Origin of the sequence: Neobacillus rhizosphaerae (assembly GCF_937468385.1) — a bacterium.
Classification (GTDB): Bacteria; Bacillota; Bacilli; order Bacillales; family Cytobacillaceae; genus Neobacillus; species Neobacillus rhizosphaerae.
The window spans coordinates 1-26273 of sequence record NZ_CALBWS010000014.1; the positions used below are offsets into that span (position 1 = coordinate 1).

25 protein-coding genes are annotated in these 26273 nt (G+C 36.7%); 4 read left to right on the top strand and 21 right to left on the bottom strand.

What is annotated here, in order from left to right:
* Position 1: 1 nt before the first annotated feature.
* The gene (locus tag M5A78_RS24945) at positions 2-85 is read left to right on the top strand and encodes an IS3 family transposase (RefSeq protein ID WP_406603694.1); all 84 of its coding nucleotides are present in this window, start codon (positions 2-4) and stop codon (positions 83-85) included.
* 114 nt (positions 86-199) lie between these two features.
* Here the strand turns inward: M5A78_RS24945 and M5A78_RS11715 are convergent, their stop codons facing one another.
* Complete coding sequence (locus M5A78_RS11715) at positions 200-520, bottom strand: ribonuclease E inhibitor RraB (protein ID WP_248735457.1); 321 nt, start codon at positions 518-520, stop codon at positions 200-202.
* 131 nt (positions 521-651) lie between these two features.
* Between M5A78_RS11715 and M5A78_RS24725 the strand changes: the two genes are divergently transcribed.
* Complete coding sequence (locus tag M5A78_RS24725) at positions 652-780, top strand: aromatic acid exporter family protein (RefSeq protein WP_264760456.1); 129 nt, start codon at positions 652-654, stop codon at positions 778-780.
* 68 nt (positions 781-848) lie between these two features.
* Here M5A78_RS24725 and M5A78_RS11725 read toward each other — a convergent pair whose 3' ends face one another.
* The 13 genes from M5A78_RS11725 to M5A78_RS11785 all read right to left on the bottom strand — a co-directional run bounded on the left by M5A78_RS11725 (position 849) and on the right by M5A78_RS11785 (position 14108).
* Entirely contained in the window at positions 849-995 is a 147-nt protein-coding gene (locus M5A78_RS11725) for a hypothetical protein (RefSeq protein WP_248735458.1), read from the bottom strand.
* Between the two features lie 123 nt (positions 996-1118).
* On the bottom strand, positions 1119-1754 hold the full coding sequence (locus tag M5A78_RS11730) for an FMN-dependent NADH-azoreductase (protein WP_248735459.1): 636 nt from the start codon (positions 1752-1754) through the stop codon (positions 1119-1121).
* Between the two features lie 454 nt (positions 1755-2208).
* Entirely contained in the window at positions 2209-3357 is a 1149-nt protein-coding gene (locus M5A78_RS11735; protein WP_248735460.1) for an acyl-CoA dehydrogenase family protein, read from the bottom strand.
* A 46-nt stretch (positions 3358-3403) separates the two neighbouring features.
* Positions 3404-4462 (bottom strand): phosphotransferase family protein, encoded by a 1059-nt coding sequence (locus M5A78_RS11740; RefSeq protein WP_248735461.1) that lies wholly within the window; start codon positions 4460-4462, stop codon positions 3404-3406.
* Positions 4437-5651 (bottom strand): acyl-CoA dehydrogenase family protein, encoded by a 1215-nt coding sequence (locus tag M5A78_RS11745; protein ID WP_248735462.1) that lies wholly within the window; start codon positions 5649-5651, stop codon positions 4437-4439. Before M5A78_RS11745 ends, M5A78_RS11740 begins: the two co-directional genes overlap by 26 nt.
* Before the next feature lie 140 nt (positions 5652-5791).
* Positions 5792-6031, bottom strand: a complete 240-nt coding sequence (locus M5A78_RS11750) for a hypothetical protein (protein WP_248735463.1) — start codon at positions 6029-6031, stop codon at positions 5792-5794.
* Between the two features lie 82 nt (positions 6032-6113).
* Positions 6114-7535, bottom strand: coding sequence for an NAD(P)/FAD-dependent oxidoreductase (locus M5A78_RS11755; RefSeq protein ID WP_248735464.1), 1422 nt, complete (start codon positions 7533-7535; stop codon positions 6114-6116).
* Positions 7536-7631: 96 nt separating this feature from the next.
* Positions 7632-9098, bottom strand: a complete 1467-nt coding sequence (locus tag M5A78_RS11760) for a sodium/proline symporter (RefSeq protein WP_248735465.1) — start codon at positions 9096-9098, stop codon at positions 7632-7634.
* A gap of 220 nt (positions 9099-9318) precedes the next feature.
* Complete coding sequence (locus M5A78_RS11765) at positions 9319-9666, bottom strand: cupin domain-containing protein (protein WP_248735466.1); 348 nt, start codon at positions 9664-9666, stop codon at positions 9319-9321.
* A gap of 14 nt (positions 9667-9680) precedes the next feature.
* Positions 9681-10439: an SDR family NAD(P)-dependent oxidoreductase gene (locus M5A78_RS11770; RefSeq protein WP_248735467.1), complete on the bottom strand. Its 759-nt coding sequence runs from the start codon at positions 10437-10439 to the stop codon at positions 9681-9683.
* A gap of 24 nt (positions 10440-10463) precedes the next feature.
* Positions 10464-11558, bottom strand: coding sequence for a Leu/Phe/Val dehydrogenase (locus M5A78_RS11775; protein ID WP_248735468.1), 1095 nt, complete (start codon positions 11556-11558; stop codon positions 10464-10466).
* 38 nt (positions 11559-11596) lie between these two features.
* Positions 11597-12421: a thiamine pyrophosphate-dependent enzyme gene (locus tag M5A78_RS11780; protein ID WP_248735469.1), complete on the bottom strand. Its 825-nt coding sequence runs from the start codon at positions 12419-12421 to the stop codon at positions 11597-11599.
* Between the two features lie 10 nt (positions 12422-12431).
* Complete coding sequence (locus M5A78_RS11785; protein ID WP_248735470.1) at positions 12432-14108, bottom strand: 2-oxoacid:acceptor oxidoreductase family protein; 1677 nt, start codon at positions 14106-14108, stop codon at positions 12432-12434.
* Positions 14109-14244: 136 nt separating this feature from the next.
* Between M5A78_RS11785 and M5A78_RS11790 the strand changes: the two genes are divergently transcribed.
* Positions 14245-14898, top strand: coding sequence for a GntR family transcriptional regulator (locus M5A78_RS11790; RefSeq protein WP_248735471.1), 654 nt, complete (start codon positions 14245-14247; stop codon positions 14896-14898).
* A 749-nt stretch (positions 14899-15647) separates the two neighbouring features.
* On the opposite strand, the gene M5A78_RS24950 is transcribed toward M5A78_RS11790, so the two are convergent.
* The 6 genes from M5A78_RS24950 to M5A78_RS11815 all read right to left on the bottom strand — a co-directional run bounded on the left by M5A78_RS24950 (position 15648) and on the right by M5A78_RS11815 (position 22841).
* Positions 15648-15731 carry a putative holin-like toxin gene (locus tag M5A78_RS24950; protein ID WP_406603695.1) on the bottom strand — a complete coding sequence of 28 codons (84 nt, stop codon included), beginning with the start codon at positions 15729-15731 and terminating at the stop codon, positions 15648-15650.
* Between the two features lie 351 nt (positions 15732-16082).
* Entirely contained in the window at positions 16083-16430 is a 348-nt protein-coding gene (locus M5A78_RS11795; protein WP_248735472.1) for a hypothetical protein, read from the bottom strand.
* 438 nt (positions 16431-16868) lie between these two features.
* A complete protein-coding gene (locus M5A78_RS11800) occupies positions 16869-18131 on the bottom strand; it encodes an MFS transporter (RefSeq protein ID WP_248735473.1) in 1263 nt (420 codons plus the stop codon).
* 123 nt (positions 18132-18254) lie between these two features.
* On the bottom strand, positions 18255-19958 hold the full coding sequence (locus tag M5A78_RS11805; protein ID WP_248735474.1) for a sigma-54 interaction domain-containing protein: 1704 nt from the start codon (positions 19956-19958) through the stop codon (positions 18255-18257).
* Positions 19959-20086: 128 nt separating this feature from the next.
* Positions 20087-21541, bottom strand: a complete 1455-nt coding sequence (locus M5A78_RS11810; RefSeq protein WP_248735475.1) for an aldehyde dehydrogenase family protein — start codon at positions 21539-21541, stop codon at positions 20087-20089.
* Positions 21542-21671: 130 nt separating this feature from the next.
* Positions 21672-22841 carry a saccharopine dehydrogenase family protein gene (locus M5A78_RS11815; protein WP_248735476.1) on the bottom strand — a complete coding sequence of 390 codons (1170 nt, stop codon included), beginning with the start codon at positions 22839-22841 and terminating at the stop codon, positions 21672-21674.
* A gap of 545 nt (positions 22842-23386) precedes the next feature.
* Here M5A78_RS11815 and bacA point away from each other — a divergent pair.
* Positions 23387-24184 (top strand): undecaprenyl-diphosphate phosphatase, encoded by a 798-nt coding sequence (gene bacA, locus M5A78_RS11820; RefSeq protein ID WP_248735477.1) that lies wholly within the window; start codon positions 23387-23389, stop codon positions 24182-24184.
* Positions 24185-24702: 518 nt separating this feature from the next.
* On the opposite strand, the gene brnQ is transcribed toward bacA, so the two are convergent.
* Positions 24703-26082, bottom strand: a complete 1380-nt coding sequence (gene brnQ / locus M5A78_RS11825; RefSeq protein WP_248735478.1) for a branched-chain amino acid transport system II carrier protein — start codon at positions 26080-26082, stop codon at positions 24703-24705.
* Positions 26083-26273: the final 191 nt, after the last annotated feature.

Consider the following 26273-nt stretch of genomic DNA (forward strand, 5'->3'; position numbering starts at 1 on the left):
TATTTATCACTACAATTACAAACGTATTCAAAAGAAACTAAAACAACGCGCGCCGATTGAATATCGACACGCGTTGGCAGCTTAGCTTTTTTATGTTGTCTACTTGACAGGGGTAAGACCAAATAGGTTAGTTTTTTCTTATATTATTCTCAAATGTATATCAGGATCCATCATAAACCCCTAGTTTCTCTCAAACCTTTTAGTCTACAAAAACGCCCCAACCGTCAGAATAACCACCATGTGGTTTACTTAAGTTATTTAATTTATTCTGTATGTTAATTAATTCATTATAATTTAATAGCATTCTTTTAGAGCAACTACAAGCCCACTCTTCCGTTTCATCATCTTGCTCTAAGAAACAATTAAAGCCTTCTCCTTTTAGTACTTGCGATAATTTTTCACCAGTTGCTTGATCAGGTACGGCTACAAAAAATTCGACTGATTGTTGTTTTTTAAAATCTAATCCGTCTTTATATAGACTTCGTAAAGCATCTCCATCAGCATCATTAGGGAATTTCATTTGTTTTTCCTCCATATTCTAGTACATTCAATGTTTCATTATAATTCACTTATTTCTTTTTTACTAACAATAAAATTTATATTGTTCAAAAAGATGCTGAATTTTTTTCACTTGTCTTTTATGTTCACCATATCACAAATAAAAGCTCGCGACAGCCCTTACTTTATGACTTGCTGCTTTTGGTCTTTATTCCACTTACCGTCCGTTTTAAAGTATATGAAGGGCTCGTAACCAGCTCGGTTAATTATCAATTTTATTAGCAAAAAAAAACGCTTGGTTGAAGCGCTTTTTGTCTTTCATGTATAGACAGAACAAAACATGCTAATATTTATTCTATTACAAATGGGTTTCCACTTATATTTTTTCTTATTTCATCAGAAATTTCGAATGGTTCATTAGTACTTACAACTGAGTTATTAGTATTTTCATCATTCATTTGTACACTGCCATCATAATGAATAGTTTTATTCTCCATTATGTCACCTCCACACTAATAATATTTGACTATTTATGACCACATCCTGCTAAATATTTAAAATTTTATAATATTATTCCTTTTATAATAGGGAAAGTCGGAAATGACTCTATTAGACATACTTTAAAAAGTATGAGCTAAGTCCTTGGCACGAGCAATTGCATTTTCTTTGATTTCTTGTGCTTTATCGGGCATAGCATTATGTCCTTCAACAAATAAACCTTCAAAAGAAGGGACGCCAAAGAAATGCATAATTATGTGTAAGAAGCGATGCCCCATTTCCATATTAGCAGCTGGGCCTTCAGAATAAACACCACCACGTGCTTGGATATGAAGTGCTTTTTTATTTGTCAGCAGACCTACTGGACCTTGTTCAGTATATTTAAATGTTTTACCCGCAACCGCTATAGAATCAATATACGCTTTCATTACTGGAGGGAACGAGAAATTCCATAAAGGGGTAACAAAAATATATTTATCTCCTGACATAAACTGTTCACTTAGTTCATTAAGTCGTCCCACTTTTGCTTTTTCCTCACTTGAAAGCTCTTCAAACCCTTTACCAGATTGAAGTTTTCCCCATCCACTGAAAACATCCGTATCTATATGTGGGATATTTTCTTTATACAAATCAATATGAACGATATCGTCATTTGGATTTACTTCTTTGTAAGTATCTATGAACACTTTTCCAACCGCCATACTGTAGGATTGTGTTTCATCATTTGGATGGGCTGTAATATACAATACTTTCGGCATGCCTTTTCCACCTTTTTTTATATAATTTTTCTGCTTTTTTAATATGTAGTAACTATTCAAAGTTTATTCATCAAAAAAATGAAAAGGTGCAAAAAGCAGTCCTGCTAGAACTAAATATGAGGATTATTTGTATAAAAAAAAGCCCCCAAAAACGGTAGCTGTATATTAAAACTAATGCTCTGTCAGTTTAAGAACAATACTTCACAATTTACTGACGTTAATCAATTGATTTTTATGTTCATCATTTCACAAATAAATGTTCGCGACAGCCTTTACTTTAAGAATGCCGTCACGTTATTTTTGTAGATAAGCAGAATAATTGCCAGGTTTTTTTTCCTTTTTTAAGAACTAAAATTTTTTTGTGGAGATAATTTTTTCAAAAAAAGAAAGCTATCCAGTAGTCGGAATAGCTCGCAGGCCCCGTTTTTTGGACTGGCCAAAAGTTTAAAGAATCCTATAATTTTATACTCCTAGCGATATTTTCAATAATCGTTTCCTTCTTTAGCAAATCCAACCTTGCTAGTCTAATTTCTTTATACCATCTTTCAATTGGGAGATCGCCGGCAAACCCAGCACCTCCGTGAATTTGTAAACAATCATCAATAATTTTTGCTGCAGTTTCTGTCGCGAACAACTTTGCCATTTGCGCAGCTATGATGCCATCCTTCTTTCCATTATCAATTTTATTAGCTGCATCATGAACCATTAGTCTGGCTGCATTCAGATTCACAAACCCATTCGCAATCATCGTGCGAATACTTGGAAACTCAGATAAGGTTTTTCCTCTTGTTATTCGCATCTTTGCATAAGCCTGTGCGTAATCGAGTGCTTTAATAGAAATACCTAAACATCGTGCGCTTAATAGAATTTGTGATTCTGCTAACCACTCCTTCATTAAGTTTGCTCCTTCTCCAACTTTACCAATTCTTCGGTTATCCTTGATTCTAAAATCATTAAATGTAATGTTATAGTTTTTTTGGACATCGATTAGAACCGTATCCTTCTTCTCAAATGAATCATTTAGTTCAAGAATAAATATCGTAGGTTTTTGTGTGTCGTTCTCTTTCTTACAGTTTACAAGGATAATCCCAAAACCTGATTGATCCATTTTTTGAATATAAGATTTATGACCATTAATAATCCACTCGTCCCCGTTACTTACAGCATGACAAGTAAGATTATCAATTTGGTTATCTTCGTGTTCCTCCCAAAGAGCTATAAAACAACCTTTTCCCTGGCTAACAGCGGGTATTACGTACTCCGCTATTTGCCTTGGCGAACAATTTTCCAAAAGGCTTGGCAATTCGGCACCAAAGCCATCAACAGCTGGATGATAAAAACCGAGCCGGTGTTGAGCAGCTTCCTCATAAATAATCGTTCTAGCATATAATGGTAAGCCTGCACCACCCCAATCTTTTTTTGCTCCTAATGCATTTAGTCCGGCTTCCTTTGCCTTCTGTTGTATGGATGTAACCTCTATTTCTGACATCTCTTTTACATAACCTTTTTGCGATTGTTCTGCAGGTATGACATTCTCTATAACGAATGATTTTACAGTATTTTTTAAGATAGATAATTCGCTTTCCATTAGTACCTCTTTCATGATATACCCTCCCTTTTACTTTCATCTTTAAGCACATGCATTATTTTTAAAGTAGAATTTCCTTTCTTTGTGCTCTTTGTGCTTGGTTCATCAAATTTTCAATACCCTCACCTAAGTTGCTAAATCGCTCATCCTTTGCCTCTCCAATTTTCCATCGATAATAAATTTGTTGAAGAATGACAGCGATTTTATAAAAAGCGAAGCTTAAATAAAAATTAATTTGACTAACATCTCTTCCGCTCTTTTTTGCGTATTTTTCCAACATTTCCTTTCTCGATGCAAACCCTTGTGCTGTTGTAACGGAAGTTAACCCAGTGTCAGCTTCACCCTCTTCTTTCCAGTAGGCTAACATCACTGCTAAATCTGTTAATGGATCGCCAATTGTACTTAATTCCCAGTCAAATAATCCCACTATCTCTCCAGGATTTTGCGGGGAAAACAACATGTTATTTAGCTTAAAATCATTATGGACGATTGTAGGATCAGGTGATGTAGGAATTTGATTAATTAGCCACTTCTCAAGGGTTTCAACTCCATTAATATCCTCGGTTTTACAGTTTTGGTATCTCTTAATCCAACCATGGACTTGTCGACTCAAATAGCCCTCAGGATACCCAATCGTTTCAAGACCTGCTTCTTTATAATCCACCTCATGTAACTGGTGAAGAGTATCAATTACTGCCTCCGAGATGAGTTGGCCAGTTCTTGGGTTTTCAGCAAATTCCTTAGGCAAAGAATCATCAATTACAACCCCAACTTTCTTTTCCATAACATAAAAATGTCTATCCATTATGCACGGGTCTTCACAGTAAAGATATGGCTTTGGAGCAAGCGAAAAAAAACGATTTAGTTTGTTTAGGATATCAAATTCTCTTTTCATGTCATGGGCTTTAGGCGGTATTGGACCAAACGGTGGTCTTCTTAAAACAGCCTTCCATTCTCCTATACTTATTAAGTAGGTTAAGTTAGAATATCCAGCGGAAAATTGTTCGATATTAAGTGGAGCATTACTTTCCACCAGTTTTTTACTGCGAAGGTACGTTTCAAGAACCTCCCAGTTTACCTTATCAACTTGATGTTTATTTTGAAATTGCTGCTGGCTCATGCGGAACCTCCCTTTTCTGGAATTCTCTTAAGACTTGTTTCGCCACTACCATACGATGAACCTCATCTGCTCCGTCATAAATTCGTGCAGCCCTTGCTTCACGATAGAGACCTTCAAGAGGAGTATTTTGCGTTAGACCATAGGTTCCAAGGGTCTGAATTGCCCGATCAATGACATTATTCAATACTTGTGCACCATAAAATTTGATAATGGAAATTTCTTTACGTGCTTGAAAACCTTGATCCATTTTCCATGCCGCTTGTAAGGTTAATAGCCTAGAGGCTTGAATTTCTGCTTCAGAGTCAGCAATAAAATTCTGAATTGTTTGCGAGTCGGCAAGTCTTTTTTCTCCATCTTTTTTATTTAATGAGTAGTGAAGCATTACATTTAAAGAACGTCGTGCAACTCCTAACCACCTCATAGCATGTGTGATTCTTCCAGGACCAAGTCGCAGCTGTGCTAATTTAAAACCTTCCCCTCGCTTTCCAAGCATATTTTCTTGGGAGATGCGGCATTCATTGAATCGAACCTCACAGTGACCACCTGGATAATGATCACCCAAAACCGGAACTTCACGGACTATTTCAAATCCAGGGTTATCTGTTTCAACGATGAAAAGGCTGGTTCGGCAATGTGGTTCTGCCTCTGGGTCTGTTACCACCATCGCGATACAGAAAGCCGAGCCAACTGCGCCTGTAGTAAACCACTTATGAGCATTGATTACCCATTCACTTCCATCCATAACCGCTGTCCCTTGCAGCGTTCTCGGATCTGACCCTGACACTTCCGGCTCCGTCATTCCAAAACAGGATCTAATATCTCCATTAGCTAATGGTCTTAGGTATTTTTCCTTTTGTTCCGTTGTTGCTGCGTGATATAATATTTCTCCATTTCCCGCATCAGGGGCCATAGACCCGAAAACATATGGGCCAATCGGGCTTTGTCCGATTACTTCTGAAAGTAAACCCAGAGATACAAACCCATTTCCCATTCCTCCAAATTCCTTTGGAAGATGCGCGGCCCATATACCCTTTTCTTTTACTATTTGTTGTAATGGTTTTAATATTTCTGCAGGTAAACCTCTATGTGGAATCATGTATTTCTCATTTGGGAATACATACCTTTCCATAATTTCAGTCGCTTCATCTATCATTTTTTGTTGTTCTTCGTTTTCCATAAAATTAAACACTTCTTTTTCACTCCTTCTGAAAAAATATATTTATCACATTTCATATACAAAATCGTAATAAAAGAGCCTGGCCCTATATAAAAACATTCCCGGGGTCAGGCCCTTACCAGGGTCCTACTGTTAGAGATATTCTGTTATTATCAATAAATAGGAGACTTACAAATATACTTCTCTAACAAAATGATCATATCTCTAAATTCATTGGGATTGATGAATTCTCTTTCAGTCCAATTATTCTTAATCCAATCCACTAATTCTGATGGACTATTAAAATATTCCCCGCTTGAATCTGATTTCCTTAGCATATACCTGCCATTTTCTTCATCTAAGGTCACTTCACAAGGAAATGCGTTATCATAACAACTTAAAAAGATTTCCATCCTTATCCCCCCTTCTTGCTCTTTGTCTTAACTTTATGTTCCAGGCATTTCACTGATGGCATTACTTTATTGTCCTTTATATTTAGTGCCGAATCATTCGTTCGGCCAAGGTATTTCCTTTTGGTGCTATCCCATATAAATCCGATCTTTTATCAAGCCGAACAATTTCAGATTGAACATACCTGGCCCCCACCCACCTTAACGGCTCCGGCACCCATTTTGCTGAAGAATGTTGCACCATTGGTAAATCAGTAAGTGAAGTTTTTTTCTCATAAATTAGATCAGTGAGAATTCGACCAGCCAAATTAGCGGTAGAAACACCTTGACCGAAGTATCCAAAAATTTTAGCCACTCGAGTTTGCTGATTAAATTGAAAGTTAGGAGTCCAGTCACTTGTAACCCCAATTGGTCCTCCCCAGGCATGGGTGAACTGATTGAAGGAAACCGAAGGGAACCATTTTATGACCCTTTGCTTTAACCATTCAATGACAGAATCATGAATATCAAACGAATCTTTCATTTTTGAAGCATAACGGTAGCGGCCCGCATTACCGAGTCCAAATAAAATTCGTCCATCAGCAGTTCGTTGAAGATAATCTTGAGCTAATGTGTTTGACCCAACAGCCTCCCGATTTTCCCAACCAATGGACGCCCATTGTGCCTTTGATAAAGGTTCAGTTACTACCATTGATGAATACATCGGAATAATATGGCGGCGAAATTGAGTCATTTGACTAAGATATGCCTCTCCCGCCATGACGACTGCTATATTAGCGGTAACAATACCCTCGCTAGTCACTAATTTCGGAGGGTTTGACGAGTCACCTTCTTTAAAAATTAATGCCTCTGTTTGTTCATATATTTTTACGCCTCTCTCCTCTAGTATTCTAGCCAATTGCCTTGCTAATTTTCCTGGATGAAGAACGGCTGAAACCTTGGTGAGAATACTACCTTTAAGCCCTTCTGCTCTTATTCGATCCTTTGTATCGTCTTTGTTTAGAATTTGATAGTACTTCTCTATACCAAGTTTCTGGTACGTTTTCATTTCATTTTCGAATTGATAGAGTAAATGGTTTCCTAATGACACCTTTATAAATCCAGCTTTTTTCCAGTCGACATTCATCTTTTCTTCTTTAATAACTCGTTCAATTTCATTCACAGAAGCATACATCGATAAATGTATTTCTCTTGCAGCCTCCTCTCCAAACCGTTCAATTGCTACTTCAGAAGTTAATGAAAATTTTGGTGAGCACCAGCCTGCATTTCTGCCAGAAGCACCAAAACCGGTGATATGTTTCTCAATAATCGCTATATTTAAGGATGGATCTTGAAGTAATAAATAATAAGCTGTCCATAAACCTGTGAATCCCGAGCCTAATATTGCGATATCTACAGCTAATTCCTCACTCAATTTAGGTCTTGGACATAAATTCTCACCGCAACTTTCAAGCCAGTAACTCCTTGAAGCATAATATTTTACTAAATCAGGACTTTCTTCGGCCATTTTGAACACCTCAACAAATTTTTAAAACTAATTCTAAGTATGAGTGGGGTTAGGATGGATGCCTAGAGAATGATGATCTTTTTGTTCTCTTGATGATTAAGTGACTTTTAAACCTCTGCTCTTTGTTGATGGTAGGTCTTTTTTCTCCGGTATAGCCAAACTAACAATTACTCCCACTACCAGTGCTAGAACTAATGTTGCTCCACGGGAGGTAACAATTCCCTCAAGAGGCGTATTGATCCAAATAATGGTACTGATAAAGCCAGTGAGAAGTGCAGCAATTACTCCAGCACCGGACATTCGTTTCCAAAAGAATGTTAAAAGAATAGCGGCGGCAAAACTGTTTCCAACACCTGCCCATGCCCAGCCAATAACCACGTATATTAACGATTTAGACATAAGACCGATGACTAGACCAATTAAACCTACAACCGTCACTGAAATACGTGAAATCATTAATAGTTGTTTCTCATTTAAATTTAGCCCCATAACCTTGTGTAAAATATCTTCGCTTATTGAGGTGGAGACGACTAATAATTGAGAAGAGGCTGTTGACATGATGGCAGCAAGAATACCTGCAAGTAAAATACCAACTAACCACCCTGGAAGTAATTCAGTCAGCATAAATGGTAATATCATTTCAACGTTTTCAACTCCACCTGATCCGTACAAGGTCAACCCTGTAATACCAATTAAAAATGCTCCTCCATATGCTAAAACTCCCCAAAGAATCGCAGCATTTCTACCGATTTTCGCATCCTTATCATTTCTTAACGCCATAAATCTTGCGCTAATATGTGGCTGCCCTCCCAAATACCCTAAGGCCCATGAAAAATTTGTATAGATTAGCAGTCCAATTCCTACCCCTGTTAAACCACCTGTCCAAGAGGCCGCACCATTTCCAGCGTGAACAAGTGCATCACTAATGGATAAGTCTAAAGATCCAATTTTGAACAAGGCAACAATCGGCAAAACAACGAGAGTGATAACCATTAAAATAGCTTGAATGGCATCCGTCCATACAACCGATAAGAATCCTCCCAAACATGAATATACGATGACAACAACTGCGATAATTAGAATGCCTACTAATGGTTTAATCCCCATCGTTTGTTCTAAAGTCTTACCTGTCCCACCAAATTGGGTCCCAACATAAAGAGTAAAGAAAGGAATGATGATTAATGCCCCAATCCCTCTTATTAAATTTCCGTGGTTGGGAAATCTAGCTGATAAATAATCTGGAAGAGTCAGAGCATTATACTTTATTCTCTCCTGCATAAACTTTTTAGCTAAAAATAACCATGAAATAATGATTCCAGCTAACATCCCGATAAACAGCCATATACTAGAAAGTCCAGTCGAAAAAGCAAAACCCGTAGCTCCAAGCAATAACCAGGCAGACGCTTCTGTGGATCTTTCTGAAAAAGCCAAGGCCCAACCGGGAATTTTATTTCCTCCAAGATGGTAATCCTCATATCCCAGCTCTTTGCGGCTAAAATAGATTCCTATCCCAATCATTGCTACAAAGTAAAGAATTAGTTCAATTAGAACTATCATATCCATACTATACTCGCCCCTTTTCCAATTTTTCTTCATCGTTCATAAGACTTTTGATTTAAAAGGTTGGTAATCCTATACTCCGATTATTCATAATAGTATGAATATTAATCTTAGAATTATTGGCTTTTTGTGAATTAAAATCAACAATGAGGTTTTTACCATGGGGCATTTGTATTAGATGAAACATCTATTTTATGTAAAAATAGATGTTTCATCTGATTGACTATAGTTTGTTCCAATTGGCTGGATATAAAGAAAATAGAAAGGTTCCTTGGGAAACAGCCTCATAAACGATGGATGTCCCCTTTTCTATAAAAAATGAATCTCCCTCCTTCCCTACCATGATTTCTCCATTTGATTCAATTATTATTTCACCTTCGGTTACGTACAATATTTCATCATAACGGACAGTCCAGGGAAATCTACACTTCTCCATCTTTACCATTCCGCCGCCAAGAGTGGGAGAAAGTTCATCTGTTACAAACCGAGCGATTTTCGCCACTCCAGTTCCGAATGTTCCGTTTAATGTTTCAAAAAAATAGCCCTTTTCTTCTAATAATTTGACACCCATCAAATTCCTCCTTATTACCAACCGCCATAAGCAACCCATCCACCATCGACATTGTAAATGGAACCTGTAACATAACTTGATTCTTCTGATGCTAGAAATAATACAACGTCTGCCACTTCTTTTGTCGTACCAAAGCGATTTAATGGTGTACGTCTAATTACATCTGCATCCCCATATCCACCCGCTTCCTGATCGGTTTCATCCAATGGTGTTTTAATATAAGCAGGAGCTACACCATTGACACGAATATTTTTTTCTGCCCATTCCACGGCCAAGACTTTCGTTAACCCATTCATCGCAAACTTTGTTGAACTATACGCCGCTCTCATAGGGACGCAAACTTGACCATAAACGGAAGTGATATTAATGATGGATCCCCCATTACCCTGCATATATTTAGCCGCTTCTTGGCAGCCGAAAAAGGTACCAGTCAGATTGGTATCAATAACAGTCCGCCAATCTTCTTCACTTAATTCAATGGAAGGGCCAATCCGGTTGACTCCCGCATTATTTACTAGTACATCTAACCCACCAAACTTTTCAACCGTTTTTTCCATCAGTGTAATGACCGATTGCTTATTGGACATATCTGCAGCAATAGCATATACATCGTATCCCTTTTCTTTAAGTACTTTAGCCGTCTTGTCCGCTCGTTCTTGACTTCTTGAATTAACGACAACCTTGGCGCCTTCTTGGGCAAATCGTTCTGCAATAGCTTCACCAATTCCCATACTTGACCCTGTTACAATACAAACCTTATCTTTTAACCTCAAATTGATCACACTCCCGACTTAATTTTAATTAAAGATAGAAACTTGTTTCCGCAATTGTTTCGCCTTCCCAACACTTTCAATTCTTCTTTCTGCAAATAAATCAGCAGCTTTATAGGTTGGTATATTTTCTGTTTTTGAAATATGAATTAAATCGGTCATCGTTTCATAGATTCGTTTGACAGCATTGATCCCTCTTTGTTCATTAAATCCACCCGGTTTGATCCGATCTGTATCAAAAATAGTTCCACCAGCATTGGCAATATAATCAGGAGCATAAAGGATACCTAATTCATCTAAGAAATTACCATGCTTCTCTTCCGCAAGCTGGTTATTTGCAGATCCAGCAACAATCGAACATTTTAACTCTTCTATCGAACGGTCATTGATAACTTTTCCAAGCGCACATGGGGAATAAATATCAACATCCAATGCATGTATCCTCTCTACAGACTCTATATTTGTTCCAAACTCTTCTGATACTTCTTTAACCCTTTTATCATCAATATCCGCTATAGTGATATTTGCTCGTTCTTGTGCAAGATATTTCACTAGATGGTAACCAACATTTCCAACACCTTGAACTGCAATTTGTACACCTTTAAGACTGTCGGTTCCAAGCTTTTCCTTAGCACAAGCTTTTATAGCTTGGTATACACCTAGAGCAGTATAAGGTGATATTTCCCCCGCACCGCCAAACTCTCTTGGAAGCGTAACGACATAAGGAGTTTCCGAACGGATGGTTTCCATATCTCTTAATGTAGTACCTACATCTTGCCCAGTAATATATAACCCATTTAACCGATTAATAAAGCGCCCGAATGTCCTAAATAAGGCTTCACTTTTTTGTTTCTTTGGATCACCAATAATAACTGCCTTTCCACCGCCAAGGTCTACTCCAGCAGCAGCATATTTATATGTCATCCCTCTACCAAGTCGAAGAGAATCCTCTATTGCATCCCATTCGTTTTGATAGGTCCACATTCTTAAACCGCCCGTTGCTGGCCCTAACGTTGTATCATGAATGCAAACAACACCCTTTAGGCCTGTTTCGTTATCATTAAAAAAGAATAGATTTTCATAATTGTATTTTTCTAAGTATTCGTAGATTTTGCCTTCCATGTCTTCACCCCTGAATTTAATTTATAGTTTATGAGAATTTAAACAATTCTTGTTTTTAGATATGAAAGTACATCCATATCGACAACATTTTGTTGCTGGTATCTAGTAATATCCTTTTTATTCTGCCAAAGAACACCCGCGGTAAAAGGATTTTCAGAAAGTAAGGAAATGAACTCTGGACTTGTTTCCGCAGGAAGTGCTTGATAAGTAATTTTCTCTCTGTAAAAATCGTATCCCTGTGCCTTGTTAAAAACGACACACGGGCTAAATACATTTATTAAGGAAAAACCATCATGTTGTATCCCCCTAATAATTAGATCTTCCAAATGTTTTATGTCACCAGAAAAGCCCTGGCCGATAAATGTTGCCCCAGAAGACCATGCTAAGAGTAGTGGATTAATGGGCTGGTCAAGATTCCCCTCGGGTGAAGTCGATGATTCATAACCCAATGGACTGGTTGGTGATGTTTGACCTTTTGTATTTCCGTATACCGAATTATCCATAACAATATAGGTGACAGGCAAATTTCTTCGGGCAGCATGAACCAGATGTCCTACCCCAATTCCATATCCGTCACCATCTCCACCAGCTGCGATCACGGTTAGTTCCGGCCGAGAAGATTTAATACCTAATGCAGTTGGTAAAGTTCGACCATGGGTAGTATGGATAGAGTAGCCTCCATAGTAGTGGGATATTTTCCCACTACATCCAATCCCTGAAACCAGAACTGAATTTTCTGGTCTAATATTTAAATTTGCTAAAGCACTTTGGATTCCCCTTAATACACCAAAGTCTCCACAGCCGGGACACCATGTTGGAGTATTTCCATTGGAGAAATCCTTTGCGGTTAATGTTGCTGACATTTTATCCCCCCTAATTTGTCAGATTACTTGTAACTCCGTTTAAAATTGTTAATATCTCTTCACTAAATTCTTTGTCCGTATAGTGTTCACCATCAAACCGTAAAAGAGAAAGGACCTCTTTATCCTTTAACCCAGGTTCTAAAATGGATCGTATTTGAGCTTTGGCATTATACTCCGCCACAACAATTCTTTTAGAATTTTTCAATGCTATAGTTAATTCTTCCTTTGGTAGTGGAGCAAGTTGACGTATTAGCAAACCTTGATAAACATCAGGGTTATTTTTAACAAAGTGCTCAATTAATTCCCCCATTGCCCCTGTTCCAATAATGGTAATTGGAGCTTCCTTATCACCTATTGTGGAGAAGGGCCTATTAAATCGAATGGAGTTAGCCTTATTTAACCTTCTGATATGCAAAGTACTTCGAACCTTTTTAAAATCTGGTTCCATTAGACCTCTTTCATCATGCTCATCACCACTTGCAACATAAGCTCCACCTTTTACACCAGGGACTGTTCGAAAAGGTGGCGAACTGCCTACTGCTTCAAATCTTTTATAAGTACCTTCAAATGGTGATTCTAATATAGTTGGTCCTCGGTCGATTTTAACGAAGCTGATAGCGCTTTCAATTTTTTCCCATGGAATAGATATTTTTCTAAGTGCAAGGTCTAAATCTAATGCAAGTATCACGGGGCATTGATAATATTCTGAGAGGTTGAGTGCTTCTTGTATTGTGACGATACAATCTAAAACACTTGTTGGGGTGAGTAGGATCCGGGCAAACTCCCCGTGTCCTGCATTCATAAGGTGTAATAAATCACTTTGTTCGGTTTTGGTCGGCATTCCTGTAGAAGGTCCACCGCGCTGATTATCTACTAACACAAGTGGAATTTCAGTTGCTGCTGCATAACCCAATCCTTCGGTCATTAATGCTAATCCTGGTCCACTAGTTGCCACAAAAGTACGTTTGCCGGCATAGCTGCATCCTAATGCGGCATGGATAGCTGCTATCTCATCCTCTACCTGAAAGGCTCCTCCCCCTAATGGTGGCAGCCACTTTGAGAAGTTCTCCAATATTTCGGATGCAGGAGTAATGGGGTACCCGTAATAATACCTTACATCTCCAGCAATTGCCCCAAGGCATAAAGCATCATTTCCCGAGATAGTTGCATTTTCAATTTCAAGGTCTGTCATTGGGTTTTCTGATAAAACTGTTAATCCTAATTGATAACCTGCTTCGAATAAATCGGTATTTTTCCCCTTTTTAAACTTCATTTCCACCTCTGTCAATACCAGTTGATATGGAATACCTAGATGGCCACATATAATCCCTAAAGACCAAACGTTAAATCCAAGTTTAGGAGGATTTCCTTGATGCTCGCTTGGTATACTCTTAACATTCTCAGGACCAAATATCATGGATGTATCTTTTAACCTGGATAAATAACGATCTACACCTTCATCGGTCCAAACAATGGCCAAATCGATTTCTTCTATTCTAGGTGGTGGCTCAGTTTCAAACCTATCGGCAATATAAATCTCAAAAGAAGTATTACCACCACGAATGATGGTTGAAAAATCCCGCCAATTTCTATGAGTATATCCAAGTGATTCAATAACTTTTGATAGAATTTCACCGGCAGTTTCAATCCCTTGTCCCGTTAATCCAAATAGTGCAATACTTTTCAAAAAATTCCCTCCTTTTGTAAAGATAATATCTAGCGTTGATATATAATATCTGATATATTAGATATTAATACCAATAATTTTAATTGTCAATAATTTCTGAATATAAAATATATTTTTGTTCATGGAGGGAATGAATATGATAAATGCAGCTTTCGATAACCGTAATTTAAATGAAAAAATTTATTACTTTTTAAGGAATAAAATAGTAAATAATGAATTAACGCCAGGAACAAGAATCGATTATAATGAAATCGCTAATGAGTTGGGTGTTAGTAAAACGCCTGTGAGAGATGCATTGCAACTACTCTCACAAGATGGTTTAGTAGATGTAAAAAGCAGGTCCGGCACATTTGTTAGTCAACCAAATGTAAAAGATATAGAGGAAATATATGAAGTTAGAAAAGCACTTGAAAGGCAAGCAATAAAATTATCAATGACAAAAATGCCACGCCAAATTTTAGAAAAGATTTATCAAAATGTCTTGGATGTTGATAACGATATTGATACGGGGGACTTAAACTCCTTTTTTCAGTCAGATAGAAATCTTCACAAAACCTTAATAACCTATTCAGGAAACAGCCGCTTAATAAAAATGATGGAATCACTTGAAGCTCAAATTAGCTGGATTGGTGTAATGATTGCTCACTCTCAGGAAAGACCACGCCAGGCAAATAGCGAGCACAAGGAAATTCTTAATGCACTTTTACAATCAGATGTACTATTAGCACAAAATCTTATGGAAGAACATATTGAAACCATTAAGCAAATGACATTGAAGGATTTTAGATAAAAAAAAATTTAGATCAATTACTTGTTGATTCATTATAGATTTTTTTAGTAATATAAATTGTCTAAAAAAGCGCATAACTTCTAATGAGTAAATACATTATCCCACCAGGGGTTAGGCACTAACCTTAACCCCTTGCCTTTAGTTCATCCAAAAAAAGTGTTCTTAAACTATTTTCCAGCCTATACACTTCACATACTATTCTACTAGTTTTACAAAATGTCCCAATAGGTATAGCCAGGATACTTTAAATATGGTCGTTTCTGTCACGATATTATACATTTAGGCGGACCAATGTCGAAAGGGTTCTACTACTGGGGCAGGCATTTTCCACCTTTGCTTAACTGTGCATTATTAGTAGTTTGTTCTTTACCTCAAGCCCAATGTTAGACAGTTTTAAAATATCATCTTCAACAGTTGTTAAATTTGAAAAATTGCATCCAACTCTCGTGTTCGATATTATCAAATAGGTCTTCTTAACATGAAAGTTTCTATAACAAATAATGTTTCTTAAACTCTTCAATAATGTTAGACCCGGTAATCTTCTGATTGTCATCAATAGAACCGTCCCCGTACCTCTTTATTATGGTTTTCTTTTTCACTTTCATGAGTTATAATAAAATTAAGTATTGCATAAATTAAAAAAGACCGAACATGGCTGTAAACATGTCCGGTCCAACAATAGACGATCCCTCAAAGGGGTCGGCTTTATGGGCAGAATAATCCACCTGAGCCGTAAACTCAAGGGTGGATTATTTTTTTGATTTAAATGACAGAATGGCAACGATTAAACTACCAAAGCCAATCGCAAACATTAATGATTCAAAAACTGTCACTCGACATCACCCACCTTCTGTTTGGGAGTGAGCCGACCACCCTTGAGAAATCCTATTCTATTGTATTAAAAGTATAACATACACTTACACAAAAAGGAACATACGTTTGCACAAAACAAGCAGCAGTTCTGTATAACTGGACTAAATTCCTTGCGGACATGCAAGCTCTATCACAAACTAAGATACTAGCCTACTCTGCAGGTTTAGTTACGAAACTTTCATAAATTATCATGTCCCGTATGCTTCCACTTTTTTAATAAAAAAATGCATGACCACCAGTGCGTTAATACATTAACACGTCGGGGGTCATGCACAAAAAAACTAGATAATGCATAGAAACATCCTTGTGCATCACTTTTGTAATAATTGAATGAGGTTCTTTAGGGTATATAGTCTAGCCGTAAAGAGAAATAAGTCGTTGTAGTTATTTGTTACGTATTCTTCGATAATGTTAATTCCCTTTCGAAATTGGTCAACTAGATAATAAGTGTACTTTTCATCCCAAGAAAATTGATTTATTCTAAGGATTTCATCGGCTATTATTTGAAACTTAAACTCTTCCATCCAGAGTTTAATTTGAAATAGTTTATCTTTGTTTGAATAAAGGCTATTTTCCCTTTTATAACCTCTTTGGACATATTGAATGAAACCATTTATATGTTCTGCCAGCATATTCGCTTTTTGCATCTCAAAGTTCATTACTCCCTCTCCTTAAATTGACTTCGTTACTAAGAAGAGTGTATGTTTTGGGACATTGTTATAACACCCACTTATTGAGGATAGTCCTCTTTTATCGAATAATGTGATAAAAAAACTATCATGAGCCTCAACTCCCAATCCAACCATGGAAATAAATTTAGAGAACAAGCCGTAGTCACCTAATAAAGGCGGTGAGAGCAGAGCTAGACTTCACATCTTTCGTCTAGTGAAATGGGTATTTCACTTTAACTGGTTAAAATTGATTCATTTTTGTGGCGCTCCGCCCCTTTTCCACAGAAAAGGGCCTGACCTCCGAATGTGCCCTGGACTAACCAACATTGAACTTCTGTTGTTAACAACTACATTCACCCTCTTTCAATCCAGCGGTAGAAGTGGGGTATTTTGATATACGAACAATCTTTTTGTAAATTTTTATTGTTAACTTTGGATTACTACATCATCAGTTGTTTTCAGACTTTCGCCTTTTTTCGGATCCTTACTTAAAAATGCAGCAACGAAATTTAGGACGAAGGTAGCGACGATAATACTAATAAATCCTATTGTATAAGCACCTGTTGCGTCTTTGATATAGCCCATTATATATGGATATAGAAAGCCTCCTACTAAAAATCCAATTCCTAAAATAAATCCATTTGCGGTTGCAACAAACTTAGTTCCTACAGATTCCACTGCTGAAGCTAATGCAACTGGCATTCCAGAATAAACACCAATACCGACTAGTGGCATCATAAATGCAACAAGACCATAGTTACCATTGGCTAATGCTATTGTTAGAATGATTAGAGTTAGAGTCATCCATAAGCCTGCAAGGATGATAAATGGCTTTCTTTTTCCCATCCTATCTGATACTAATCCAAGAATTATTGAAGGAACTATACCAACCAAGACATATAGAGATGTTAAAAATCCCGCAAGTCCTTCAGACCATCCAGCATCTTCGATAAGAATAGTAGGTACCCAATAGGCAATAACTGCATATAAGCCCCATTCACCAATGAAAAAGGCTGATGCCACGATGACATTTCTATCTCCAATAACTTTGAGATAGTCTTTCAAATTAAATTTTTCTCCTGATTCTTTCGCTGTATTTTGACGATCAGTGATGTGAGGAGGATTCTTTAATAAGAAGAAGGAAATAATGAATATGGCAACTAAGAATATTCCTCCGATAGCCGATCCATTTCTCCATCCAATGGCTATAAGAATATAAGAAAATAAGTAAAGAGAAAAAACGGTGCCGATCCCATCGGATGTAAACATTACCCCCATGGCAGAACCAACACCATTTGACTTTTCAAACCATTGGGCTGCCATAGTGTAAGGTCCTACAAACAATAAGCCTACTCCAAGACCAATAAGAGCCCTAGAAAAAACTAGTGTTGAATAACTAGGCATATAGGCAAAAAGAATTTGTCCTACAGCACTAATCAATAATCCCCACAAAATAATATTTCTAGCACCCCACTTATCTACCAATACTCCAACAAAAGGTAAAGTCAGACCTCCAACTAAAGCAGTAACTGAAGCCAACATCCCGGTTTGAGCGTAACTAATGGATGTGTCCTCCATTATTTGCGTTATTTTAGTCGAGTATCCAATATAAGGAAGAAAACATCCTATTAACGCTAAATAGGATAACCAAAGCATTGTCCATGGACCTTTTACTTTCATATTCTCCATAATTAAGTACCTCCTAAATTATTGAAAACGAATATCAGTAGGCTAGACAACAGAAATATAATTAGAAAATAATCAATATTCCGATAATTTAAGTTAAATAGATGAATCATTGTATCAAATAACTTATAAATTATACTTTTTTAATTTCCTAACAATAGTCGATTGATTAACACCCAAAAGATTAGCCATGTCCCGCGTATTTTTCGATTTTGTTTTTGCCTCTACTAATATTTGCTGTTCCGCTTTCTCAAGAAAATCAAATAATTGTGGAAACTTCCTATTTGCACTCATTACCACCTCATTTGCTAACAGCGACAATGGTTGATTAACAGTAAAGGAATCATCTTGACCAGTAATAGCCAATCTTTCCATTACATTTTGAAGTTCACGAACATTACCTGGCCACGAATACTTTTTTAATCTTTCTAACATTAGCTCATTAATTTCAATATTCTTATTGTATTTTTGGTTAAAAAATTCAAGATAATAAAATATCAAAGCCTCTATGTCTTCTTTTCTTTCTCTAAGCGGGGGAATATTAATGGGAACGACATTAAGTCGATAATATAGATCTTCTCGAAAGGTCTTTTCTTTTACTTTTTTTGCCAGGTCTTGGTTTGTAGCTGCTATAATACGCATATCTATAGGCTTTTCTTGTAATCCACCTATTCTTTTTACCTTTTTTTCTTGTAAAACCCTTAGAAGTTTGACTTGAAGGTGTAAGGGCATCTCACCAATTTCATCTAAAAATACCGTACCATTGTTAGCTAATTCGAAAACTCCTGTTTTTCCGCCCTTTCTAGCGCCAGAAAATGAACCTTCCTCATAACCAAATAATTCAGATTCCATCAAGTTCTCGGGTATAGCTCCACAGTTTACTGCAATAAATGGTTTGTCATATCTATTACTCAATCTATGAATTGTATGGGCAACTACTTCTTTACCAACACCAGTTTCGCCTAAAATTAGAACCGTTGTATCAAAGGATGCAACAGATTTAATTAGGTTGTTTAAATTTTCCATTTCCTTACTGGCGTAAATAAAGGGTTTTTTATTCGAATGTTCTTGTTGAATGCTTATCACTTCTTGCTGATAACTAGTTAATAGGTTTTTAACTTCATTTAGCTTTTCTGTTAACTCAGTAACCTCTGAAGAATCTTTGGTAATAGATATAACACGAACAATTCTTCCGATATTATCCTTAATCGGAACAGATTCAATTTCAAAAACTTCTCCTGATTTTGTATATTGTAATCCTTGTTCTCTTTTTCCTGTACTAAGTACCTTCGCAGTAACAGAAGGATAGAATTCTTTTTGTCTTTCTAAATCAAAAACATTTTTCCCCAAATATTGCTGGTCATCTTCAGCAGTAGCAAATGTGATATTTCCATATCCGTCAGTAATGAGTATATTGTGGAAAAAATTATAAAAGATAGTCTCTAATTCTTTAAGTATCCATTTATCTGAAGCAATATGATTACTTATTCGTTCACCAATATTCCAATCGATTACACTTTCTATTTTTTCAAATTCCCTTTTTAATATAGATGCGTTAATAGTCTTTTCTGATGAACTTATATCTCCGTCATTATTAAGTATGGGTTTCATCATAAGCTCTTCTAATGGTAATGATAAAGCCTTTTCGAAACCGATATCTTTCACTTTTTTATATAAAGTGGATCTGTTTATATATCCAATCGTCTTTTCATTTTCTTGCAAAATGAACCATTGACAATCTAATTCTAATGCCTTGAGAAGAATGGTCTCAATGGTAGTTGACCATGGAATATAAACAGCATTTCGTATATGATATTTTCCATTATCCATACATTTCACTCCCGAAAAAAACAATGTGAAATTTGTTAGGTAATTTACTCAACTTAGGAAGTGATTTACATATATGGTTGCGAAACAGATATGTTCGCAACCATATTTTCATAATCAGATGCTTAAGATTAAGAAGAGAAATCCCAAGTAACAGTGCGAAGATATGTCATATCTAACATTGTATATCTGCCACCAATACGTCCCCACCCTGTAGAAGTTCCAGCTGCGCCACCAAATGGTACATGAGGTTCCCAATAACCTCCATGTTCATTGATAATTGTATTACCAGTTTGTAAGCTATTCATGTATTTGAAAGCACGAGCAGAGCTTTTTGTATAAACAGCAGACTGTAATCCTAAATCTGAATCATTAGCAATTTCAATAGCCTCTTCATCACTCTTAACAGTTATGATTGGTACAATTGGTCCGAAAGTCTCGTGCTTATTAATTAACGTATCTAATCCGACATTATCTATAACAGTAGGTTGGAAATAAAGATTGGTTGGATAATTTGTTGCTCTCCTACCTCCTAAAAGAACGTCTGCACCTTTTGCAAGTGCATCTTGAATATGTGATTCCATTTTTGAAGCTACTGCTTCATTGTTCATTGGTCCAACTTTAGTTGAAATATCAAATGGATCTCCTAACGACCATTTTTTTGCTTCTTCAACTACACGTTCTACGAAAGCATCGTGAACATTTTCATGAACAAGAACTCGTGCTGTAGCACAACACACTTGCCCTGCATTAAAGAATCCTCCGTGAACAGATCCTTTAGCTGCAGCATCAAGATCAGCATCTTCGCAAACAATAGTTGGACCATTACCACTTGCTTCAATAATCGATGGTTTTAATCCAGCTGCACGGACTATTTTTTCAGCAGTAGTATGAGAGCCAATAAATCCTATTGCATCAACGCCTGGATGTTCAATAAGTTGTTGTCCTACCTTACCGTCGCCATAGACTAAGTTAAACACTCCTGGCGGGATGTCAGCTTCATGCATGATTTCTGTAAAGAGACTAATGATTCCTGGAGTATACTCTGAAGGTTTAAGAACGATTGTATTTCCTGCTGCAATAGCTGGAGCTACAAACTCTGCTAGCATAAGAGTTGGGAAGTTCCACGGAATAATAATTCCATAAACCCCATTTGCTTTGCGGAAGGTGAAAATTCGTTTATTTTTATCTTGAGAGGGGATAATTGCTGTTTCCATACGTTTAGCATCTTCTGCGGCAATTCTAAATAGTTCTGCTGATTCTTCAATATCTGGCAATGATTCAGCTTCATATGGCTTACCTTGTTCAAGCGAAAGTGCACGGCTTAATTTTTCTTTATTCCGATCAATTGCATCAGCGATTGCATAACAAACACGACCGCGTTCCCAAGCAGTAGCAGCATCCCAAGTGATTTGAGCCTTTCGAGCTGCTGCAACCGCAGCATCAATTTCTTCTTCAGTGGAATCTGGAGTTCGGTAAATGATTTCACCCGTAACAGGAGAAACTATCTCACGTACCTTCGTACTAGCTGACTCTGACCATTCCCCATTAATAAAATTTCTTAATACTGCCGTTTTTGTTTGCATATTAACAACTCCCTTTTAAATTTTTATTTTTATATGGAATTTAATTGATGTCTTTATCAGATTTAATATAAGCATTTTGCTGAATAAAGAGGTAATGCAGGTTCTATTACACTATGAAACTACTATTTTTTTATCTATTAGATAGTATCTTTTGTGGATTTTTTTGAATTTGTTCTGTTTCACAATAAGTGGAGAGTAACGTGATATTCTTTTGAGTTAAGTAGGAAATAAACTTGGATGGGTCAATACATTGTTCAGGCGGTTTTACACCTGTTCCTTCGATTTCTTTATTTAATAACATTTGAGCTACCACTGATGCCGGCATACTTGTAACATAAGCTAATGCATTAATATTCCACTTTTCTTGCCAGCCACATAATAATTCCAATTTAATTGAAGCTTTTTTTCCTGCCTTAATTCCTTTTACTTCAACCATTAGTTCATCTGTTCCCCACTGAGGATTTTCAGAAATCGTTTCTTTAAGCAAGGTCACTAACTTTTGTCTAGCAGAGAGAGAGTTATTACTACGATCATTATTGAGTAGCCCCAATTGTTCTAGCATTTTAATCTTTTCAATTGTTGAAGGATCCCATGTATCTTTATAGGTTATTTCTTTTACTTGTGGAAAACTTAGAGGAAAAGTAGCTAACTCAGAATGAAGAATGGAATATGTTCTTTGAACACCAAGTTTTTCATTAAATATTGTATCTTCTTCGTCACTCAAAGGAGATATTTCATATAATTGGCCATTTTTCACAACCATAGCATTTTTGGTAGCCTCGTCAATGATCGTATCAATTGCAAAGGGGAATGTAGCTCCTGTTGTTGTGGACCCATAACGAATATGGATTTCCTCCGCAGTATCTAATTGTTCTACTCCATATCGACTTAAAATGTTGGAAATACCCGGGTCAGACCCCATACCTGGAATGGAAAGAACTCCTGCCTCCTTCATTAATGCATCATACTTAAGTTGTTCTTTCGTTAAGTTATATAGTCCACCTAAATCAAGGACATCTACTTTTGTATCAGCCGCCATTTTCATTACATCAATGTTAAACATATAATTGGTGGCATTCACGCATACTTTAGCTTTTTTTAATAGATCTGTCGTTTTCTGATAATCTCTAATATCTAAAGGATAAACATCTAAATTTTTTGCATTTATCTCATTTTTTAGTTGTTGGAGTCGGTTAATATCCATATCGGCTCCAATTACTTCCACCCCACTTTCAACTAGATCTCTTACAATAACATTTCCAATCGTTCCGGCTGCACCTAATACAATAACTTCCTTCAAGGCTTAGACCTCCCTTTTTCAACCATAATTGCATGCTTTTAACACACATACTTAAATACCAAGCAAGATTCGTGCCAACTTATTAAACGCTAAAACCAAGCATTCATTAACAGGCCATTTCGAAAAAGATGGCATCTTGCATCAAATTTGATGCAGTATTGCATCAAGTTCTCATTCGTGCTTAATAATGGTGCACCATGGTTATTTTTATATGGTTCTCATTATAGAACGTTTGTCCCGCGAAATTTGTCCGATATTGAAACATAGACTTCAAACTTTAGGCCGTTCTCAAAATAAGCTAAGGCAATTTAGAAATTTTAATAAAAATCGTCGTTTTTACAGGTAAATTCTTATACTGGAGATAATAGTGGTATTGAATGGGAATGTTAATTTTGTGTAAATTGTTTTTTTGTAGCTTGAAATAAAAAAACTATTGATACTATACTTCCATATACAGAGTATCGAACTTTTTGTGTTCTCTTATGAAAAGTATTATTATCTTATTTATTGAAAATAAGAAAACAAGAATAGGAAGAAGGAAAACCATGAACGAACATATCATCGCCTTTATTTTAGGAATCGTAGAAGGATTAACAGAATTCTTGCCTGTATCATCTACAGGTCACTTGATTTTAGTGGGGAACTTGTTAGGGTTTACAGGGCAAAAGGCAAATACTTTTGAGGTCATCATACAACTTGGTTCCATGCTTGCTATTTTAGTTTTATATTGGAAAAGATACCTCTCACTTTTAAATTTCAGCACGATTGGAAAACCGGTAAAAAAGTTAGATGCCATACACATCATTTTAGGAGTCATACCTGCCGCATTAGCAGGGTTATTGTTACATGACTTCATAAAAACCCAACTTTTTTCTCCAAAGGTTGTCGTTATAAGTCTTGTTGCGGGAGCCATTTTGATGATTTTTGCAGAAAAAAATCATGGAACATTCAATTCTACCACCGTTGATGAATTGAGTTACAAACAAGCATTCATAATTGGACTCTATCAATGCTTAGCAGTAATCCCAGGTTTTTCTCGTGCAGGATCTACCATATCAGGTGGCTTACTCGTTGGAGCAAATCATAAAACTGCGGCCGAATTTTCCTTTCTAATTGCACTTCCTATTATGGTGGGTGCAACAGGCTTAGATTTAATTAAGAGTTTGGACTTTTTACATACAAGTGACATACCCATGTTCGCTATTGGGTTTATCACCGCATTTGTCGTAGCAATGTTAGTAGCAGTCGGTTTCCTAAAAATAATAGGCAAAATCGGTCTAACCGTTTTTGCCTATTACCGAGTCGTTTTGGCTTCTGTATTCTTTATCTATTTCATTCTTTAAAAAGCTTGATGGCTACAGATCCATGAAAGCCAGTCCCCTTCACGGAAAAGACACAAGCTGGCTCATATGCTTGTAGGATTGGTACAGGAATATTAGAATAGTAGACTTAATTCAACTGTTTGACAAGAAACAAACCTATCCATAAAAGAATAGGTTTGTCTCTTGCTATGTTTACAAATTTACTACCATCAGAAATCTAGATTCTTTTTTTTGAAAATTTCTTTGATCGGTTTCGCTATATCTTCAGGGACAAACGCTGAATCATCCTTGCCCCTTACTCTACCTTTCCTTTTACAGTCCTTACATATATGCTGTTTTTGCCCCTTACCACTAAACTTTTCATTCGCTCGATACCGGTCACTTTAGAGGTAGAACCGATGTTTATGCTGTACGTTCCAAATTTAAAGATGGAAAATTTGGACATCCACCAGCATGTGTAAATGAATGTTTGGTTTACATAACATTTTTATAATATACTAAAATTGTAATTAAAAAACATCCCCACCATAGTGGAGATGTTAAAGGGTCCCTTCTGTTTTGTTCTTTAGTCGAAGGGCAGTAAAATTCTGCACTCGAACGATCACTCCGGTAATCAAAATGGCAATGAATACTGGAAGCAGCCATCCAAGCCCATCATTATAAAGTGGCAATGTTTTTTCATAAAATGAAATAATCGATTTTAACCACCCAAAATATTCGATTTCAAGCAGCTGGCAGAATGTTTTTAAGCTATCGATCAAACTAATCATAAATGTAACTGTGGTAGCTGCTGCGTATACGAACCGCGAATGTTTAAATAGCTTTGATAAAAATGTCAGCAGCATTAATGCGACCGCCAATGGATATAACAACATTAACACTGGAATCGAGAAATGAATGATGTTCGATAATCCAAAGTTCGCAACAACGAAGGATACAAGTGAAAAGAAAACAACCCACATATTGTAACTTAATTTAGGAAATAGAGTATGGAAGTATTCTCCGCAGGCTGTCATCAATCCGATACTCGTCGTCAAACAGGCAAGGATGATAATAATCGATAACATAACTGTTCCTAGCGATCCAAAATAATAAGATGCTGCCTTTCCGAGGACTTGTCCTCCTGTATCAAACAGACCGAAAGCTTCTGTGCTCGTTGCCCCTAAGTAGGCAATACCTACATAGATGATTCCTAGAAAAATAATTGCGACAATTCCGGATTTAGCCGATGCCGAAAGGATTCCGCGAGTAGATGTTACACCCATCGAACGAATCACATTGATGACAATAATCCCAAATACAAGTGACGCGAGCGCGTCCATCGTATTATAGCCTTCAAGTAAGCCCTTCATGAACGCACCGTTTGCATAAGACTCTTGTGGTGCTCCAATTGAGCCGAGTGGTTTTACAATTACCATGACTAATAAAACAAGAATTAGAATGATAATTCCAGGAGAAAGTATTTTTCCTACATTGTCAACGATCTTTGCTGGATTTAAAGAAAACCACAATGTGACGATAAAGAAAACACATGTGAAAAGAATTAATCCAACTTGTCCAAAGCCATCACCAACAAACGGTGCAATCCCGATATCATAGGCAACAGCTCCCGTTCTAGGTGCAGCAAAAAATGGTCCAATCGTTAAATAAAGCAATGAGGTAAAAATCATCCCATAGAGAGGATGAATCCGGCCTGCAAGCTCTTGTAAGTTTTTACTCCCAGAAAAACCCATTGCCAAAATCCCAAGGAATGGCAGACCGATTCCAGTTATCAAGAATCCTCCAACCGCCATCCAAATGTTTGATCCTGCTTTTTGCCCAAGTCCTGCAGGAAAAATTAAGTTCCCTGCACCAAAAAATAAAGCAAACAACATAACTCCTATAATGAAATACCTTGAGAAAGGTAATTTATTTTGCATATAATCTGCCCCACCCTGATGTAAAATTTCTGATAGTAGAAATGTACCATCCTTAATTGAACTTTTCCGTGATTAATAATACTATTCTAACGAAAGAAATTCAACCTATTTTGGGGATTATTTCGACAATTTCGAAATGACAGATTTTTACTGTTATTTTAAAGAAAAACAAGGATTATCATAAATGCGCA

Coding starts and splice junctions, on each gene's coding strand:
- M5A78_RS11715 (WP_248735457.1), bottom strand. CDS start 520: ATGAAATTCCCTAATGATGCTGATGGAGATGCTTTACGAAGTCTATAT.
- M5A78_RS11725 (WP_248735458.1), bottom strand. CDS start 995: ATGGAGAATAAAACTATTCATTATGATGGCAGTGTACAAATGAATGAT.
- M5A78_RS11730 (WP_248735459.1), bottom strand. CDS start 1,754: ATGCCGAAAGTATTGTATATTACAGCCCATCCAAATGATGAAACACAA.
- M5A78_RS11735 (WP_248735460.1), bottom strand. CDS start 3,357: ATGAAAGAGGTACTAATGGAAAGCGAATTATCTATCTTAAAAAATACT.
- M5A78_RS11740 (WP_248735461.1), bottom strand. CDS start 4,462: ATGAGCCAGCAGCAATTTCAAAATAAACATCAAGTTGATAAGGTAAAC.
- M5A78_RS11750 (WP_248735463.1), bottom strand. CDS start 6,031: ATGGAAATCTTTTTAAGTTGTTATGATAACGCATTTCCTTGTGAAGTG.
- M5A78_RS11755 (WP_248735464.1), bottom strand. CDS start 7,535: ATGGCCGAAGAAAGTCCTGATTTAGTAAAATATTATGCTTCAAGGAGT.
- M5A78_RS11760 (WP_248735465.1), bottom strand. CDS start 9,098: ATGGATATGATAGTTCTAATTGAACTAATTCTTTACTTTGTAGCAATG.
- M5A78_RS11765 (WP_248735466.1), bottom strand. CDS start 9,666: ATGGGTGTCAAATTATTAGAAGAAAAGGGCTATTTTTTTGAAACATTA.
- M5A78_RS11775 (WP_248735468.1), bottom strand. CDS start 11,558: ATGGAAGGCAAAATCTACGAATACTTAGAAAAATACAATTATGAAAAT.
- M5A78_RS11780 (WP_248735469.1), bottom strand. CDS start 12,421: ATGTCAGCAACATTAACCGCAAAGGATTTCTCCAATGGAAATACTCCA.
- M5A78_RS11790 (WP_248735471.1), top strand. CDS start 14,245: ATGATAAATGCAGCTTTCGATAACCGTAATTTAAATGAAAAAATTTAT.
- M5A78_RS11795 (WP_248735472.1), bottom strand. CDS start 16,430: ATGAACTTTGAGATGCAAAAAGCGAATATGCTGGCAGAACATATAAAT.
- M5A78_RS11800 (WP_248735473.1), bottom strand. CDS start 18,131: ATGGAGAATATGAAAGTAAAAGGTCCATGGACAATGCTTTGGTTATCC.
- M5A78_RS11805 (WP_248735474.1), bottom strand. CDS start 19,958: ATGGATAATGGAAAATATCATATACGAAATGCTGTTTATATTCCATGG.
- M5A78_RS11810 (WP_248735475.1), bottom strand. CDS start 21,541: ATGCAAACAAAAACGGCAGTATTAAGAAATTTTATTAATGGGGAATGG.
- bacA (WP_248735477.1), top strand. CDS start 23,387: ATGAACGAACATATCATCGCCTTTATTTTAGGAATCGTAGAAGGATTA.
- brnQ (WP_248735478.1), bottom strand. CDS start 26,082: ATGCAAAATAAATTACCTTTCTCAAGGTATTTCATTATAGGAGTTATG.